Raw genomic sequence first — 15,688 nt, 5'->3', positions numbered from 1 at the left:
CGTCGTCGGCGCGGCGTGGACACCAGCGGCCTGACAGGTCTGTCGGGTCGAGCCGCAGCTCGATGGGGCGGAAGCCTGGCTGGGCGTAGCGTGCCGATGGACTCGCGCTGAGATCGGGTCGTAGCGTTGCAGAGGGTGGGGCGTGAGTGGCCCTGGGGCCGTTCGTCCGGCATGAATGGTCCGTCCGGGTGGTCCATGGTCGCACGACCAGCAACCGCCCGGTCCCTGGTGACGGAGACGAGCATGAGGCACTATGGCCTTCGCATCTGTGCAGCTCAAGCTTCAGATTGGGTACAAGAGTCATGCCGCTGTCTCGTCGTATGATCATTTCGGCTGTGGCCGTCACGGCCGTGGTCGGTTCGGGGGTGGCATATGCCGCCTGGCCGGACAGCGAACCCCCGCCGTACCGCCCGCCGAGCTCGCATGTGGTCCAGCCGGGTGCTCCGGGTCAGTCCGGCAAGACCCTTTCGGAGGACGAGGTGGCGAAGATTTCGCCGCCCAAGTTCACCGCGGCTGACACGATGTTCATCCAGGGCATGATCCCGCACCACCAGCAGGCGCTGACGATGACGGCGCTGGTGACGGACCGTACGAAGAATGCCGACATCAGGCTGCTCGCCAAGCGGATCGACGTCTCGCAGCGCGACGAGATCTCGCTGATGCAGCAATGGCTCACGGAGCGGAACGTGCCGACCAGCGGGCCGAACGCCGGTCATACCGGGCACGAGCTGATGCCGGGGATGCTCACCCCCGAGCAGCTCGACCAGCTCAAGCAGGCCCGGGACGCGGAGTTCGACAAGCTCTTCCTCACCCTGATGATCCGTCACCACGAGGGGGCGGTGTCGATGGTGGAGGAGCTGTACGCCTCCGGTGGCGGGCTGGAACCGGCCGCCGACCAGTTCGCCCGGGAGTTCGAGGCCGACCAGAGCATCGAGATCGCCCGGATGCAGAAGATGCTTGCCGCGATGAGCTGAGCGGCTCGCCGTGGTCCTGCTGTCCGAGCAGGACCACGGCGAAGTAACGCAAAGGCGAGGGGCACCTCGACTCGAAGGGTTTCGAGTCGAGGTGCCCCTCTACTTCAGGAACAGATCAGAGCGAGGCGCGCAGGTCCAGGATCGCCTGCTTCAACGCCTGGTGCTCGTCCCCACGGATCTGGTTGGAGATGGCACCGAGCTGGGCCACCGCCGCGGAGCGCTTGCCCTCGGCAGCGAACTTCTCAGCCCGCTCGAGGAACTTGTCCACCTGGGACGTCATCGGGTGACCCAGGGTGTTGGCACGGACCGCCTGGTCGTAGTGGGCCCGGGCAACCGCGAAGCTCGGGGTCCACTCGATCTTCGGCTGGTGCTGGGCGTTGAACTCGGGCAGCTTGACCTGCGAGGCCGCCTTGATCTCCGCCGCAGACAGGTGCTGGCTGGGCTTCAGCGCGAAGACGTCGAGACCGCGAGCCATCTCGTTGCCGAACAGGTTGCCGTTGTACCAGTACACCGACCAGTAGCCACCGCTGACGATCCGGTCCGGGTTGATCGGGCCGCGGTCGAAGAAGGCGATCTCACGCGGGTTGGCGGAGTCGGTGAAGTCGAACACCGACAGACCGCCCTGGTACCAGGCCTGGACCATGATGTCACGGCCGGGGACCGGGATCAGCGAACCGTTGTGCGCGACGCAGTTCTCGGCCAGCGTCTGCGGAGCCGGCAGCTTGTAGTAGCTGCGGAACTCCATCTTGCCGTCGACGATGTCGAAGATGGCGTTCGCGCCCCACTCCGGCTGGTCGGTGTCGCGGCAGCGAGCACCGCTACCGCCGCCCCACTCGTCGGTGAAGATGACCTTGGTGCCGTCGTTGTTGAACGTCGCCGAGTGCCAGTACGCGAAGTTCGGGTCGGAGACCTCGTCGATCCGGACCGGGTTCGCCGGGTCCGAGATATCCACCAGGATGCCGTTGCCCTGGCACGCACCCGCAGCCAGCCCGATCTCCGGGTAGGCGGTGATGTCGTGGCAGGTGTTGGTGTTCGGCGACGGCGACCAGGTGCCACCCGACGGGTGACGCGGCGTGGTCGGGCCGTTCTGCAGGCCGTCGATCCGGCCGGTCGCCGGGTCGGTGAACAGGCGAGCCTCGTTCACCACGGCGGCCTGGTGGGGAGCGGCCAGCGGAACCTTGATGACCTCGATACGCCAGCGCGACGGGTTCTCGCCGTCGGCCGGGTTGTTGTTGCAACCCTCCAGCGTGGAGGCCGGCCGCACGCCGGCGGTACCCGAGTTGTAGATGTAGACGTGGTTCTTGTCCTTGGGGTCAGTCACCACGGTGTGCGTGTGCGAGCCGCGGCAGAGCTGCACCGCAGCGACCTGCACCGGGTTGCGCACGTCGCTCACGTCGAAGATGCGGACGCCCTGGAACCGGGTGCCGACGCTGCTGTTGGTGCCGCAGTCGACGCGGCCGCGGGTCTCCTCGACCGACATGAAGACCAGGTTGCCGAAGACCGACGGGTCACCCTGGCCACCCGGGCAGACCACGCTGGTGACCAGCGCCGGGTCGGCCGGCTTCGAGACGTCAACGATGTTGAAGCCGTTGTAGTTGCCCAGGAAGGCGTACTTGCCGCCGAAACCGAGGTCCGAGGCGATGAACGAGCCGGCGCCCGGGTTGTTGGGGTCGACGAAGCCGGCCGGCTTGGGCCGGTTCGCCAGGTGCTCCAGGTTGCTGATCGCCGTTTCAGCGTCGAGCCAGCCGGCACCGAGCCCGACTCGCGGGTCGGGCTCCGCCGCCGACGCGGTGCCCGGCAGGGCACCGGCAAGAAGCAGCCCGGCGGCGATCACGCCGAGGGCTTGCCGGCCCCGGCGGGGCCGAGAGGGGGTTCGAACTGTCATTGCCTGCCTTTCGGTGGAACGACCGACGCGGGGGGTTCCATCAGGAAGGACGCGTCGTGTGCGTAGGACCGTACCGACGACGGAACTTCTGGCGTCTCCGCCGAACGGGTGAAGAAAAAGCCAGGTGGGAGCGGAGGACGGCGGCTTTCGTCAGGTACCGGAAACAACCCGGTTGATCTTGGTCGATCATCCGCCATTCGTCGAATGATCACCTGCGTGTCGCCCGGACGGTCGCGAGTGGAGGGTGATTCGTCAGGGTGTTAGCGTGTCGGGCGGATCCTCGTGCCAGCGGGCCCGGTAGGCGGCCTCGTGGGCCTCGTGCGCGGTCCGCTCCTCGTAGACCACCGCGCGCAGCGCCCGCCGACCCCCCGACATCAGCACCACCTCGGCGGTGATCAGGCCGACGCAGATCGCGGTGAGCAGACCCATGGTGACCAGTCCGGGCAGCACCATGGCGACCGGGATGCAGGCCGCGAGCACCCCCAGCGTGCCGAGCCGCAGCCAGGACAGGGTGTGCAGGGTACGCAACTGGAACAGCATGTTCCCGGCCAGATAGAAGATCACCCCGCCGAACAGCAGCGGTACGTCCGGCCCGTGCGCCGGCTCGCTGAACGGGACGCCCGGTTCGGCGATGTCGTGCACGATGCCCTCGGCGCCGAGGGCGAACATGATGATCCCGGCGATCATCGGCAGATAGAGGTACGCGTACGCGTCGCGGGCCATCAGCACCCGTGGCCGGCCGAGGGTGGCGTGCAGGGCGATCCGGGCCGCCGGCCCGATCACGTCGTAGTGCAGCCACCACAGGGCGGCGGTGAAGACGATCCCCAGCACCGCGGCGGTCACCCCGGGCCAGGTGGGCGCCTGGCCGATCAGGTTGCTGCCCAGACCGACGGAGATCACCGACTCGCCGAGCGCGATGATCAGAATCAGGTCGTACCGTTCGGTCCAGTGCTCCGCGGAGGTCACCTCCCAGCCCCACGTGCTGGCGAGCAGGCCGGTGCCGTACTGGAGCAGGATGACGGTGACCCACAGCCCGTCGCGGATCACCTCGGCCATCCCCGTGTCGGTGAGCTTGCCGGGCAACAGCGCCGCCACCAGCAGCAGTACGGTGCTCAGGGTCAACTCGGGGGCGTACCGCATCAACTGCCGGCGTTCCGTCGGGTTGTCCCGGACGATGTGCAGGAACAACGCCAGGTGCACGGCTCGGATGACCACGTAGCTGATCGCCACCACGACCGGCCCGGCGTGGGTGCCGTGCGAGTCCTGGAACGCCTGCGGCAGGGCGAGGGCGAACGAGAACAGCGCCGCCATGCCGGCCACCATCAGCACCGGCACGAAGCCTTCGCCGATGCGTACCCGGGTCGCCACCACCGTGTGCACCACCCAGCACCACCAGAGCACGGACAGCACCAGCAGGGCGTGGAACAGACTCCGCCCGGTGATCTCCGTGGCGGTGGTGCGGGCGATGTTGAAGAACGAGAAGACGAAGACCAGGTCGAAGAAGATCTCGAACTTGTCGACCCGGGCGCCCGGCGCGATCCCGACGGCCGGCCCCAGCCGTCCGCGCCAGCCCTTCTCACTCACCGCCTGAGTTTCCCAAGCTCAGGACAGGGAGGGGCGAATTTCGCCCCCAGCCCACCCACCGAGCCCTCCCCGCCCTCCATCCACCCCGCCCTCCCGCCCACCCGCCACCGCCCCGCTACCACCCCGCCGATCATGGACTTTCGGTCGGCACATAAGGGGTGCATTAGGGCAAATCAGCGACCGAAACTGCATGATCGACGGGGCGAGCGGTCGGGGCAGCGCGGGGCGGGGTGGGGCGGCGCGGGGTGGGGCGGTGCGGGGGAGGGAGAGGGGTGGGGTGGGGGAACGCGAAGGGCGCCCCCGTCCCCGGGGGCGCCCTTCGTGGTGTTCGGGTGTTACAGGCCGAGTTCGGCTTCGAAGTTGCCGGCCTCGAGCCGCTCCTTGACCGCGGTCAGGAAGCGGGCCGCGTCGGCGCCGTCGATGATGCGGTGGTCGTACGACATGGCCAGGTAGACCATCGAGCGGACCGCGATGACCTCGCCCAGCTCGGGGTCGTTGACCACGACCGGGCGCTTGACCACGGCACCCGTGCCGAGCATCGCCGACTGCGGCGACGGCACGATCGGGGTGTCGAACAGCGCGCCCCGGCTGCCGGTGTTGGTCAGCGTGAAGGTCGCACCGGCGATCTCGTCCGGGCTGATCTTGTTGGTGCGGGTGCGCTCGGCCAGGTCGGCGACGCGCTTGGCGATGCCGCCCAGGTTGAGGTCACCGGCGTTGTGGATGACCGGCACCAGCAGGCCCCGCTCGGTGTCCACCGCGATGCCGAGGTTCTCGGCGTCCGGGTAGGTGATCGTGCCGGCGTCGAGGTCCATCCGGGCCTGCACGATCGGGTACGTCTGGAGCGCCTCGATGGCCGCCAGGGCGAAGAACGGCAGGAACGACAGCTTGACGCCGTGCCGCTGCAGGAACGAGTCCTTGGCCCGGGCCCGCAGCTTGGCGACCTTGGTGACGTCCACCTCGACGACCGTGGTCAGCTGCGCGGTCTCCTGAAGCGACTGGTGCATCCGCTTGGCGATGGCGGCGCGGATGCGCGGCAGCTTCTCGGTGGTGCCACGCTTGGCGCTCGGCTGCGGCTTGGCGGCCGGCTGTGCCTGCGCCGCCGGCTGTGCTGCCGCCGGGGCGGGCGCGGCCTTGGCGGCGCGGGCCTTCTCCGCCGCGTCCAGCACGTCCTGCTTGCGGATCCGGCCACCGACACCGGTGCCGTTGACCGAGGCCAGGTCCACGCCGTGCTCACTGGCCAGCTTGCGCACCAGCGGGGTCACGTAACCGGCCGCCTCGCCGTTGGCGCTGGGTGCGGCAGCGGGCTGCGCGGTCGGGGCCGGGGGAACGGCGGCCTGCTCGGTCTTGGCCGGCTCCGGCGAGGTCTCCGCCTCCGCGGCCGGCTCGTTGTACGACGAGCCGGGCGTCGGCTCGGAGACCTGCGGTTCCGGCTTGGCCTCGGGCTTCGGCTCCGGCTTGGCTTCCGCCTGCGGCTTCGGCTCGGGCTTGGCCTCGGTCGGGGCGGCACCGGCGGCGCCGATGACGGCCAGCGTGGCGCCGACCTCGGCGGTCTCGTCCTCGGCGACCTTGATCTCCAGGACGGTGCCGGCCACCGGCGAGGGGATCTCCGTGTCGACCTTGTCGGTGGAGACCTCCAGCAGCGGCTCGTCCACCTCGACGGTCTCGCCGACCTGCTTGAGCCAGCGGGTGACCGTACCCTCGGTGACGCTCTCGCCCAGCGCGGGCATCTGCACCGGGGTGCCCTCGCCCGACGGCGCGGCGGCCGGGGCCGGCTGCTCGGCCGGCTCCTGGACGGCCGACTGCTCCGCCTCGGCCTGCGGCTGCGCGGCCGCCTCGGCGGCCTGCTCGGCGGGCGGTGACTCCTGGTGCTCGGCGGGGGCCTGCCGCTCGGACGGGCCGCCGGCCGACTCGCCTTCGCCGGAGATGACCGCCAGCTCGCTGCCGACCTCTGCCGTCTCGTCCTCGCCCACCACGATGCGGGTCAGCACGCCGGCCGCCGGGGACGGGATCTCGGTGTCGACCTTGTCCGTGGACACCTCGAGCAGGGGCTCGTCGACCTCGACGGTGTCACCCTCCTGCTTGAGCCAGCGCGTGACGGTGCCCTCGGTGACGCTCTCGCCGAGCCGGGGCATGGTGACCGATACCGGCATGTTCTCCAGACTCCTTCATTTCCCTGGTGGGGGGATCATCGCCCGTCGCCGGACGCCGCGGGTACGTCGTGGGTCAGGCGTGCGCGTGCAACGGCTTGCCGGCGAGGGCCAGGTGTGCCTCGCCCAGGGCCTCGTTCTGCGTCGGGTGAGCGTGCACCAGCTGCGCGACCTCGCCCGGGTACGCCTCCCAGTTGTAGATCAGCTGCGCCTCGCCGATCAGCTCGCCGACCCGGGCGCCGACCATGTGCACGCCGACCACCGGGCCGTCCTCGACGCGGACCAGCTTGACGAAACCGGTCGTCTTGAGGATCTGGCTCTTGCCGTTGCCGCCGAGGTTGTAGTTGTACGTCTTGATCTTGTCGGTGCCGTACTGCTCCTTGGCCTTCGCCTCGGTCAGGCCGACCGAGGCCAGCTCCGGGTCGCAGTAGGTGACGCGCGGGATGCCCGCCTCGTCGATCACCGCCGGGTTCTGCCCGGCGATCTGCTCGGCGACGAAGATGCCCTGCTGGAAGCCGCGGTGGGCGAGCTGGAGGCCGGGCACGATGTCGCCGACGGCGTACACGTTCGGCACGTTGGTGCGCAGCCGCTCGTCGGTCAGCACGTAGCCGCGGTCCATCTTGACGCCCTGCTCCTCGTACCCGAGGTTGGCGGTGTTCGGGCCCCGGCCGACGGCGACCAGCAGCAGCTCGGCCTCGACGGTCTCGCCGCCGGCGATGGTCACCTTGACGCCGCTGTCGGTCTTCTCGACCTTCTCGAACGGCTTGCCGACCTTGAAGTTGATCTTCCGCTTGCGGAAGGCCCGCTCCAGCGCCTTCGACGACTCCTCGTCCTCGGCCGCGACCAGGCGGGGCAGCGCCTCGATGATGGTCACGTCCACCCCGAAGGACTTCCACACGCTGGCGAACTCGACGCCGATCACGCCGCCGCCGAGCACGATCGCGGAACTGGGCACCCGGTCCAGGACCAGGGCGTGGTCGCTGGTGATCACGCGCTCGCCGTCGACCTCCAGGCCCGGCAGGCTCTTGGCGTACGACCCGGAGGCCAGCACGATGTTGCGGCCGGTGTACCGCTTGCCGTCGACCTCGACCGCGTTCGGCGCGACCAGCTTGCCGGCGCCGGCCACGAAGGTGATGGCCTTGTTGCCGGTGACCAGACCCTGCAGGCCCTTGTAGAGCCGGGAGACCACGCCGTCCTTGTACGAGTTGACCGCGGCCATGTCGATGCCGACCAGCTCGGCCTTCACGCCGAACTGCTCGGACTCGCGGGTCTGGTCGGCGATCTCGGCGGCGTGCAACAGCGCCTTGGTGGGGATGCAGCCGTTGTGCAGGCAGGTGCCGCCGAGCTTGCCCTTCTCCACGAGTGCGACCGACAGCCCCAGTTGGGCGGCGCGCAGGGCGGTCGCGTAGCCGCCGCTACCACCTCCGAGGATGACGATGTCGAAGGTTGCGTCGTTCGGCTCGCTCACGTCCAACTCCCAGGTCGCTTCGCTGCATCGGGGGTCACGGCGGGGTAACAGGGACACACCCCACCTCGGCCATCTTGTCACCACCGCGTCGCGAGCGCGTACCGAGGTGCCCAATGACACGTTGTCGCCACGTACCCTTGGCACTGCCTTCGATGACGCGACAGGTGGGGAGACGGCTCAGTGGGACTGTTCCGGCGACGCAAGCGGGCACGCGCGGCCGAACCTGACCGTACGGCCAATCGCGCCGATCTGGAGCACCTTGAGAATTTTGTCCGCACCCGAAAGGGTGTCGAGGCGTACATCGAGCCGCGCACCACGGTCACCGAGACCACGGTGATCCTGATCGCCGACGACGGCGAGTGGACGCGGCGGCGCATCAACGGGCCGGACGGGGCGCGGCGCTTCGCCTACCGGTTGAGCATCCCGATCTACGACGTGGCGCTGATGGGCTATCCGCAGCGCATGCGCGACTACAACGAGCGCCGCAAGCGCCGCCCGGAGCTGTACTGAGCGACGTGTTAAGAAGGGCCCCCTGCTATACGCGAGGCGTTAACAGGGGGCCCTTCCTTACCCGTCAGCCGTTGGCGGCGACGTCCTCGATCAGGTGCAGCAGGGTGCGCACCGGCACGCCGGTGCCGCCCTTGGTCAGGTAGCCGGTCGCCTCGCCCGAGTGGTAGGCCGGGCCGGCGACGTCGATGTGCGCCCAGGCGACGTCGTCGGTGACGAACTCGCTCAGGAACACCCCGCCCTGCAACATGTGCCCGGCCCGCTCCATGCCCGCGTTGACCTGCGAGATGTCGGCCACGTCGGAGTTCATGCCCTTGCGTACGTCGTCGGGCAGCGGCATCGGCCAGGCCGGCTCGCCGACCGCGTCGCCGGCGGTACGGACCCGCTCGCACAGCTCGGGCGTACCCATCACCCCGGAGATCCGCTTGCCCAGCGAAATCACCTGACCGCCGGTCAGCGTGGAGGTCTCGAAGAGGTAGTCGGTGCCGTCGGCGCAGGCACGGGCCATCGCGTCGCCGAGGATCATCCGGCCCTCGGCGTCGGTGTTGAGCACCTCCACCTTCTTGCCGTTGAACATGGTGATCACGTCACCCGGCCGGTACGAGCTGCCCGACGGCATGTTCTCCGCGATCGGCACGTACGCGGTCACCGCCACCGGCGGCTTCAGGTCGGCCACCGCCAGCATGGTCGCGGCCACCGCCGCCGCCCCGGCCATGTCGGACTTCATCTCCCACATGCCCTGCGACGGCTTGATCGAGATGCCGCCGGTGTCGAAGGTGATGCCCTTGCCGACCAGCGCCACCCGCTTGCCGGTACCACCCTCGGCAGGGCTGTACGTCAGCTTGACCAGCCGAGGCGGGGCCTCCGAGCCCTGCCCGACGGCGATGATGCCGCCGTAGCCGCCTTCGCGGAGCGCGACCTCGTCGAGCACCTCCACCCCGAGGCCCGCCGCCCGGGCGGCGTCGGCGACGGCATCGGCGAAGACCGGCGGCCGCTGCTCGTTCGGGGCGATGTTGACCCAGTCCCGGGTCAGCCGTACGGCGGCGGTCACCGCCATGGCCCGGTTCACCTCGTTGCGCGCACCGGTGTCCGCGGCGTCCGGCACGGCGATCAGCACCTCGGCCACCGGATCGCGCCGGGTCGGCTGCGGCCGGGTCTTGTAGCCGGCGAACCGGTACCCGCCGAGCAGCGCACCCTCGGCGACGGCACGCAGCGCGGTGCACGCGTCGGCATCGTCGGGCAGCGGCAGCGCCAGCGCCACCCGGGCCGAGCCGGCCAGCGACCGTACCGCAGCTCCGGCGCCCCGACGCAGGGTTTCCGGGGCGGGCGCCGCACCGCTGGGCTCCGGGCCGAGGCCGACCGCGGCGATTACCGGGGCGGTGATCGTGCCCAGGGTCGCCAACTTGATCACCTCGCCCGCGCCGCCGGTCGCGCCGAGCAGCGCCAGCGTCTCGGTCAACGCGCCGTCGAAGGCGGCGGCGATGCTCTCCGCGCCGCTGGCCAGCAGCAGGCTGCCGCCGCGGCCGCTGGTGGCGTCCTCGCCGGCCGTACTGTGCACACCGATCACGATCGCGTCGACGGCGAGTTCGGCGGGGTCGGTGTCGACCAGGCTCAAGTTGGTGCTGGACGATGTCACGGAAGCTGCTCCCGGGCAGGCCGGGCCGGTCGCATGGTGGCGTACCGGCGATGGAGTTGGCGGCGAGTGGTTACCCGCCGGGCGTTGATGCTGCCCCGCCGAATCCCGGGGGGTCCCGCCGATGCTAACCAGACCGTCGGGTCCCGGTAAGTTGCGACCCATGACCGACGTGAGCATCGACGCCGCCGAGACCCGGCTGCGGCGTACCCCGCTGGCCGAGCGGCACACCGCCCTCGGCGCAAAATTCGCCCCCTTCGGTGGCTGGGAGATGCCACTGGAGTACGCCGGTGGCGGGGTGCTGCGGGAGCACACGGCGGTCCGCACCGACGTCGGCGTGTTCGACGTCTCGCACCTGGGCAAGGTGCGGGTGACCGGGCCGGGGGCGGCGGAGTTCGTCAACGCCTGCCTCAGCAACGACCTGGGCCGCATCGAGCCGGGCCGGGCGCAGTACACCCTCTGCTGCGACGAGGCCACCGGCGGCGTGGTCGACGACATCATCGCCTACCTCTACGCCGACGACCACGTCTTCCTGATCCCGAACGCCGCGAACACCGCCGAGGTGGTGCGCCGGCTGCGCGCCGCTGCCCCGCCGCAGGTCACGGTCACCGACGAGCACGAGGCGTACGCGGTCCTGGCCGTGCAGGGGCCGCGCTCGGCGGACCTGCTGGACGCCCTGGGCCTGCCCACCGGGCACGAGTACATGAGCTTCTCGCCGGCCACCCTCGACGACGTCGAGTTGACCGTGTGCCGGACCGGCTACACCGGCGAGCGCGGCTACGAACTGGTGGTCGGAGCCGCTGACGCGGTCACGGTCTGGGACGCGCTGTTCGCCGCCGAACCGACGCCGCAGGCGTGCGGACTGGCCGCCCGGGACACGCTGCGCACCGAGATGGGGTACCCGCTGCACGGGCAGGACCTGTCGTTGGAGATCAGCCCGGTGCAGGCCCGTACGGGCTGGGCGGTGGGCTGGGACAAGCCGGCCTTCTGGGGCCGCGACGCGCTGCTCGCGGAGAAGGCCGCCGGCCCGACGCGTACGCTGCGCGGCCTGACCATCGCCGGTCGGGGTATCCCCCGCCCCGGCATGGCCGTCTTCCACGGCGACACCCAGGTCGGCACCGTCACCAGCGGCACCTTCAGCCCCACCAACAAGCAGGGCATCGCCCTGGCCCTCATCGACACCGCCCCCGCCCTTCCCGACGGCACCGAACTCCAGATCGACATCCGAGGCCGCCACACCCCCGCCCACCTCACCCGCCCCCCCTTCACCCACCCCTCCGTCAAATAACCCCCACCCCCCACCCCCACCCCTCGCCCAGTTGATCATGAGGTTGACGGCAGGAATTGACCTTCAAACTGCCGCTAACCTCATGATCAACTGGGAGGGTGGGGGTGGGGGAGGGAGGGGAGGCGCGGGGTCAGGGGGTGGGTTTTTCGCCGGCGTCGAGGACGGCTTGGGTCCAGCCGCCTTCGATGACGCCGGTGGAGTCGAGCAGGGCCCAGTCGACGATGTCGGTGGCTTCGATCACCACGGGGGAGCCGATGCGTACGGTCGGGTCGGTGTTGGCGTCGCTGGCGCTGGCGGCGACGATGCGCTCCGGGGTCTCCCAGGAGGTCACGCCCGCCCAGACGTACTCGGGTCCGTCGTCGCCGGGCAGCCCGTACTTGACCACGAGTTGGGTCTCCGGTGGCAGGTGGCCGGCGTTGAAGCGGGCCCGGATGTCGCCCAGGCTGGCGCGGGCGGTGGCGATCGCCCGGCTCATCGCGTCACCCGAGCGGGCGTACCGCACGTCGGGCTGGATGCCGGCGAAGAGGGTGGCGCAGGCGGCGGCGAAGTAGCGTCCGTCCGGGCCGGGGTGCCCGGCCGGCGGGCGCAGGCTGAGGAACGAGTCGGCGTCCGGGTCGGTGGCCGGGTCGAGTTCCAGCCGCAGCAGCACCGGCGCCGTCGCCCCGTGCTGCTCCGGATTGCCGTACGCCACCGCGATGTCGTGCCCGGTCACCGTGGCCAGTACGGGCAGCTGCACGAACGCGGGCACTTCCTCGCCGGTCAGTCCGTCGGTCCAGTCCCGCAGCAGCCGGCGGGCGGCGCCGGTCATCACCGCACCCCAGGCCCGGGTGAGATGGTCCGGTACCCCCTGGGCCTGTAATTCCAGCAGACCGAAGCGGCGCAGTCCCTTGGTGGTGAACCACAGCCCCTCGGCGTCGGAGGAGTAGGGCACCAGCACCCAGTCGATGAGTCGGACCCGGCCCCGGTCGTCCGGCAGCGACCGCAACGCCGCCGCCGGGTCCAGGAACTGCAGGCCGAACACGTCGACCACGTCCCCGCCGACCGCCTCGGCGATGGCCGCGGCCACCGCCCGGGCCGCCCACTCGTGCGCCGGTGGCCAGCCCGGCCGGTACTCGGCCTGCACCACCACCAGGTGGCTGGCAGCGGCCAGCCGATCCAACTGCGCCTCGCTGGCACCGAACGCGGTGAGCAGGTCCGGCGGCAGTTCGGGGAACTCACCGATCGGGCGTACGTCGACGCTCATCAGTGGACTGTCCAACATCTGCTTGGCCAGGCCGTGCACCGGCTCGGCCAGTCGACCGGCCAGACCCCGCACCGCCGTACGGGCGCTCACCGCCGGCAGCCCGGTCGTCGGCACCAGGTACGTCGCGCTGAGCGATTCCGGGACCGGTACGGGCAGGAAGTCGTCGGTGATGAGCATGAGTTCCCCCGCAAGGCCGTGCCGGTGCTGTCGTGCAAGAACGCTACCCGCCGCCCGTGGTCCCGTTCAGCCGGACAGCACCAGACCCAGGTAGACCAGCGTGGTGACCAGTTCGACGCCGGCACCGAGCACGTCGCCGGTGATCCCGCCGAGCCGGCGTACCACGTGTCGCAGCAGCGCGGCGGCGACGGCGAGTGCGGTGAGTACGACCAGCGGCCCCTGCCAGGGCCGGTCCGGCACCGCCGGCACCGCCAGCAGCGTGACCGCCGCGATGCCGGCGACCAGGGCGACCGGGCCGACGGTGCCGGCCACCAACGCGCCGAGCCCTTCCGGGCGCGCGGCCGGAACACCGCGTCGACAGGCAAGCGTCACGCCGAGCCGGCCGGCCGCGCTGGCCGTGACGACCGCCGCGAGTACGGCCGGACCCGGCCCGTCGACCAGTTCGGCCAGTGCCGCCACCTGCATCAGCAGGACGAGCACCAGCGCGACCACACCGAACGGTCCGACGTCCGGCTTCTTCATGATCTCCAGCGCGGCCGGTCCCCGCCGGTACGACCCCAGCGCGTCCACCGTGTCGGCCAGCCCGTCGAGGTGCAGGCCCCGGGTGAGCAGGGCGCTGACCGTGACGGCCACGGCGGCGGCGACAAGTGGCGCGGTCAGCGAGCCGAGCAGCAGCAGTACCCCGGCGACCGGTACGGCCAGCAGCGCGCCGACCAGCGGGGCCAGCGCCATCGCCGTACCGGCCGTGGCCCGGTCGACGCGGCCGGGGCGTACCGGTGCCACGGTGAAGGTGGTCAGGGCCAGCCTGGCCCCGTCACCGAGCCGGCGATCAGCCGGCACGCGAGCCGGAGTGGTCCGCCGGCGCGGGCTGCGTGCTGGTCGGGCCCGGCCCCTCGGGCTCGGGTTCCCGGAAGTCCGGCTCGCTCTCGACGTCCGATTCCGGTGCCTCGTCGGCCTGCGGCGAACCGCCGTCGTCGAGGCTGCCGTCGTCGAGGCCGATGTCGCTCGGGCCGTTGTCGTCGGGGCCGGCACCTGCGGTGCGGTCCGGGCGGGACGGCAGCGCGGCGGCCAGCGTCAGCGCCGAGCGCAGCAACGGCAGCACGGTGAGCGCGTTCGCCCCCTCACCGAGGTCCAGCTTCAGCTGTGCCAGCGGGGTCAGACCGAGCACGTCGGCGGCGAGCCGGACGGCGGGTTGGCCACCGTCGTCGGCCAGCAGGCACCAGTGTCGGGCCTGACCGGCGAGATCCCGGCTGACCAGCGCCGCGGCCACGCCGACCGGCCCGTCCAGCAGCACCGGGGTGCGACGTGCGGTGGCACCCAGCAGGACGCCGGTGGCCACCGCGATGTCGCCGCCGCCGAGCTGGGCCAGCACTTCCTTGGCGTCCCGGGCGATGCCCCGGGTGCGGTGCAGGGCGTCGCGGATCGCCGCGCAGCGGATCATCCAGGACGCGTCGTCGAACTCGCCGCTCTCGTTGATCACCCGGGCGAGCACAGCGGGCGCCTCGGCCCCGGCGGTCGCCGCGAGCACGGCAGCCGCCGCAGCCTCGGTGCCCGCGCCGCACGCGGCCAGCACCAGCAGTTGTACGCCCGCGTCGGCGGCCTCCTCGGCCAGCTGCCAGCCGTAGCTCAGCGCCGACTCGATCTGCTCGGCGGTGAGCGCCGGCTCGTGTTCGATCGGCGCGGCCGTCGGCGCCTCGATCACCTGCAGACCCGCTGCGCTTTCGGCGGCGAGCCGAGCGAGCACGCCCTGACCGGCGCGGGCCTGGTCGGCGCGGCGGCCCGACTCGCCGGGACGGGTGCCCGCCGCGGCGCCGCCCTGGTGGTCACCGTGCAGCAGCAGCACCCGTACCGATCGCCAGGGCTGCGGGGTCGACGTGCCCTGGGTGCCGGCGGCGAACGAGACCACCTGCTCCAGGACGCCGAACCCACGACCCGGCACGTCCAGGGTGGCCAGTCGCTCCACGGCCTGCGGCCCGGCGTACTCGTCGGGCATGGGTAGTTCCAGCCCGGGCTCGACGGCCGGCCCACCGGCGGCCACCGGATCGACGATGGTCGGCGTCGGCGCGGCGTACGCCGACCCGGCCGGCGGCAGGGGAGTCGTCACCGGCGGGGAGACCGGCGTGGGCACCGCGGCCACGACCGGTCCGGCCTGCGTCGGCACGGTCGCACCGGTGGCCGGGACGGCTGCACCGGCGGCAGTGACCTCGGTGACCTCGGTGGCGGTGGACAACGCGGGCGCGGTGGCCGGCTTGAGCTGGCAGGGCTGCCCGGCGACCACCAGGAGCACCACGTCGCAGACGCCCGCCACGGCCCGGTTGACCACGCCCAGCGCGTCGGTGAACGCCCGGCCCAGCGGCGTCGTCGGCACCAGGGAGAGCCCGACCTCGGGGCTGACCAGCACCAGCCGTGCCGCACACCCGCGTACGGCGGTGATCAGCTCGTCGATCGTGACGGTGTCGTCGGCGGGCTGGTGGGCGGGGTCGAGCAGCACCGTCACCCAACCACCGAGGTCATCGACGAGCAGCGTCTCGTCCGGCCGGGCAGCGGAGATCACGTCGGCGAGCCGGCGCGGGTCGCTCGCGGTCTCCTCGGTGCTCCAACCGGCCGGTCGGCGGGCGCGGTGCGCGGCCAGCCGGGCCGCCCATTCCGCGTCGTCGTCACCAGCGGCAGTGGCCACGTACCGCACCGTGGCCGCGTCAGCCACCAGGGACTCGGCGAACTCCGACTTGCCGGAGCGGATGCCGCCCAGCACCAGGACCCGGTTCCACCCGTCGAGGGACAT

General features: G+C 71.4%; 11 protein-coding genes. 3 read left to right on the top strand and 8 right to left on the bottom strand.

Going from position 1 to position 15,688, the window contains the following annotated elements:
* Positions 1-335 precede the first annotated feature (335 nt).
* Positions 336-974 carry a DUF305 domain-containing protein gene (locus JMF97_RS31100; protein ID WP_203220666.1) on the top strand — a complete coding sequence of 213 codons (639 nt, stop codon included), beginning with the start codon at positions 336-338 and terminating at the stop codon, positions 972-974.
* Between the two features lie 115 nt (positions 975-1,089).
* On the opposite strand, the gene JMF97_RS06480 is transcribed toward JMF97_RS31100, so the two are convergent.
* From JMF97_RS06480 to lpdA, 4 genes are all read right to left on the bottom strand, one after another.
* Positions 1,090-2,859, bottom strand: a complete 1,770-nt coding sequence (locus JMF97_RS06480; protein WP_238358796.1) for an LVIVD repeat-containing protein — start codon at positions 2,857-2,859, stop codon at positions 1,090-1,092.
* A gap of 252 nt (positions 2,860-3,111) precedes the next feature.
* Complete coding sequence (locus JMF97_RS06475; RefSeq protein ID WP_203220665.1) at positions 3,112-4,443, bottom strand: low temperature requirement protein A; 1,332 nt, start codon at positions 4,441-4,443, stop codon at positions 3,112-3,114.
* Positions 4,444-4,778: 335 nt separating this feature from the next.
* On the bottom strand, positions 4,779-6,593 hold the full coding sequence (sucB, locus tag JMF97_RS06470; RefSeq protein ID WP_203220664.1) for a 2-oxoglutarate dehydrogenase, E2 component, dihydrolipoamide succinyltransferase: 1,815 nt from the start codon (positions 6,591-6,593) through the stop codon (positions 4,779-4,781).
* A 73-nt stretch (positions 6,594-6,666) separates the two neighbouring features.
* Entirely contained in the window at positions 6,667-8,058 is a 1,392-nt protein-coding gene (lpdA, locus tag JMF97_RS06465; RefSeq protein WP_203220663.1) for a dihydrolipoyl dehydrogenase, read from the bottom strand.
* A 180-nt stretch (positions 8,059-8,238) separates the two neighbouring features.
* Between lpdA and JMF97_RS06460 the strand changes: the two genes are divergently transcribed.
* Complete coding sequence (locus JMF97_RS06460; RefSeq protein WP_013735200.1) at positions 8,239-8,568, top strand: hypothetical protein; 330 nt, start codon at positions 8,239-8,241, stop codon at positions 8,566-8,568.
* Positions 8,569-8,632: 64 nt separating this feature from the next.
* On the opposite strand, the gene JMF97_RS06455 is transcribed toward JMF97_RS06460, so the two are convergent.
* Positions 8,633-10,201 (bottom strand): leucyl aminopeptidase, encoded by a 1,569-nt coding sequence (locus tag JMF97_RS06455; RefSeq protein WP_203220662.1) that lies wholly within the window; start codon positions 10,199-10,201, stop codon positions 8,633-8,635.
* A 160-nt stretch (positions 10,202-10,361) separates the two neighbouring features.
* Here JMF97_RS06455 and gcvT point away from each other — a divergent pair, with 160 nt between their 5' ends.
* Positions 10,362-11,486, top strand: coding sequence for a glycine cleavage system aminomethyltransferase GcvT (gene gcvT / locus JMF97_RS06450; protein WP_203220661.1), 1,125 nt, complete (start codon positions 10,362-10,364; stop codon positions 11,484-11,486).
* Between the two features lie 130 nt (positions 11,487-11,616).
* On the opposite strand, the gene JMF97_RS06445 is transcribed toward gcvT, so the two are convergent.
* From JMF97_RS06445 to cobU, 3 genes are all read right to left on the bottom strand, one after another.
* Positions 11,617-12,906: a DUF2314 domain-containing protein gene (locus JMF97_RS06445; RefSeq protein ID WP_203220660.1), complete on the bottom strand. Its 1,290-nt coding sequence runs from the start codon at positions 12,904-12,906 to the stop codon at positions 11,617-11,619.
* A 66-nt stretch (positions 12,907-12,972) separates the two neighbouring features.
* Entirely contained in the window at positions 12,973-13,746 is a 774-nt protein-coding gene (locus JMF97_RS06440) for an adenosylcobinamide-GDP ribazoletransferase (protein ID WP_203220659.1), read from the bottom strand.
* Complete coding sequence (cobU, locus tag JMF97_RS06435; RefSeq protein WP_203220658.1) at positions 13,736-15,688, bottom strand: bifunctional adenosylcobinamide kinase/adenosylcobinamide-phosphate guanylyltransferase; 1,953 nt, start codon at positions 15,686-15,688, stop codon at positions 13,736-13,738. The genes JMF97_RS06440 and cobU overlap by 11 nt, the downstream gene beginning before the upstream one ends.

This window comes from Micromonospora fiedleri (assembly GCF_016774385.1).
Lineage (GTDB): Bacteria > Actinomycetota > Actinomycetes > Mycobacteriales > Micromonosporaceae > Micromonospora > Micromonospora gifhornensis.
The sequence above is the reverse complement of the archived record's forward strand: the minus strand, read 5'-3'. Positions and strand labels throughout refer to the sequence as shown.

Coding starts and splice junctions, on each gene's coding strand:
- JMF97_RS06445 (WP_203220660.1), bottom strand. CDS start 12,906: ATGCTCATCACCGACGACTTCCTGCCCGTACCGGTCCCGGAATCGCTC.
- JMF97_RS06480 (WP_238358796.1), bottom strand. CDS start 2,859: ATGACAGTTCGAACCCCCTCTCGGCCCCGCCGGGGCCGGCAAGCCCTC.
- cobU (WP_203220658.1), bottom strand. CDS start 15,688: ATGTCCCTCGACGGGTGGAACCGGGTCCTGGTGCTGGGCGGCATCCGC.
- sucB (WP_203220664.1), bottom strand. CDS start 6,593: ATGCCGGTATCGGTCACCATGCCCCGGCTCGGCGAGAGCGTCACCGAG.
- gcvT (WP_203220661.1), top strand. CDS start 10,362: ATGACCGACGTGAGCATCGACGCCGCCGAGACCCGGCTGCGGCGTACC.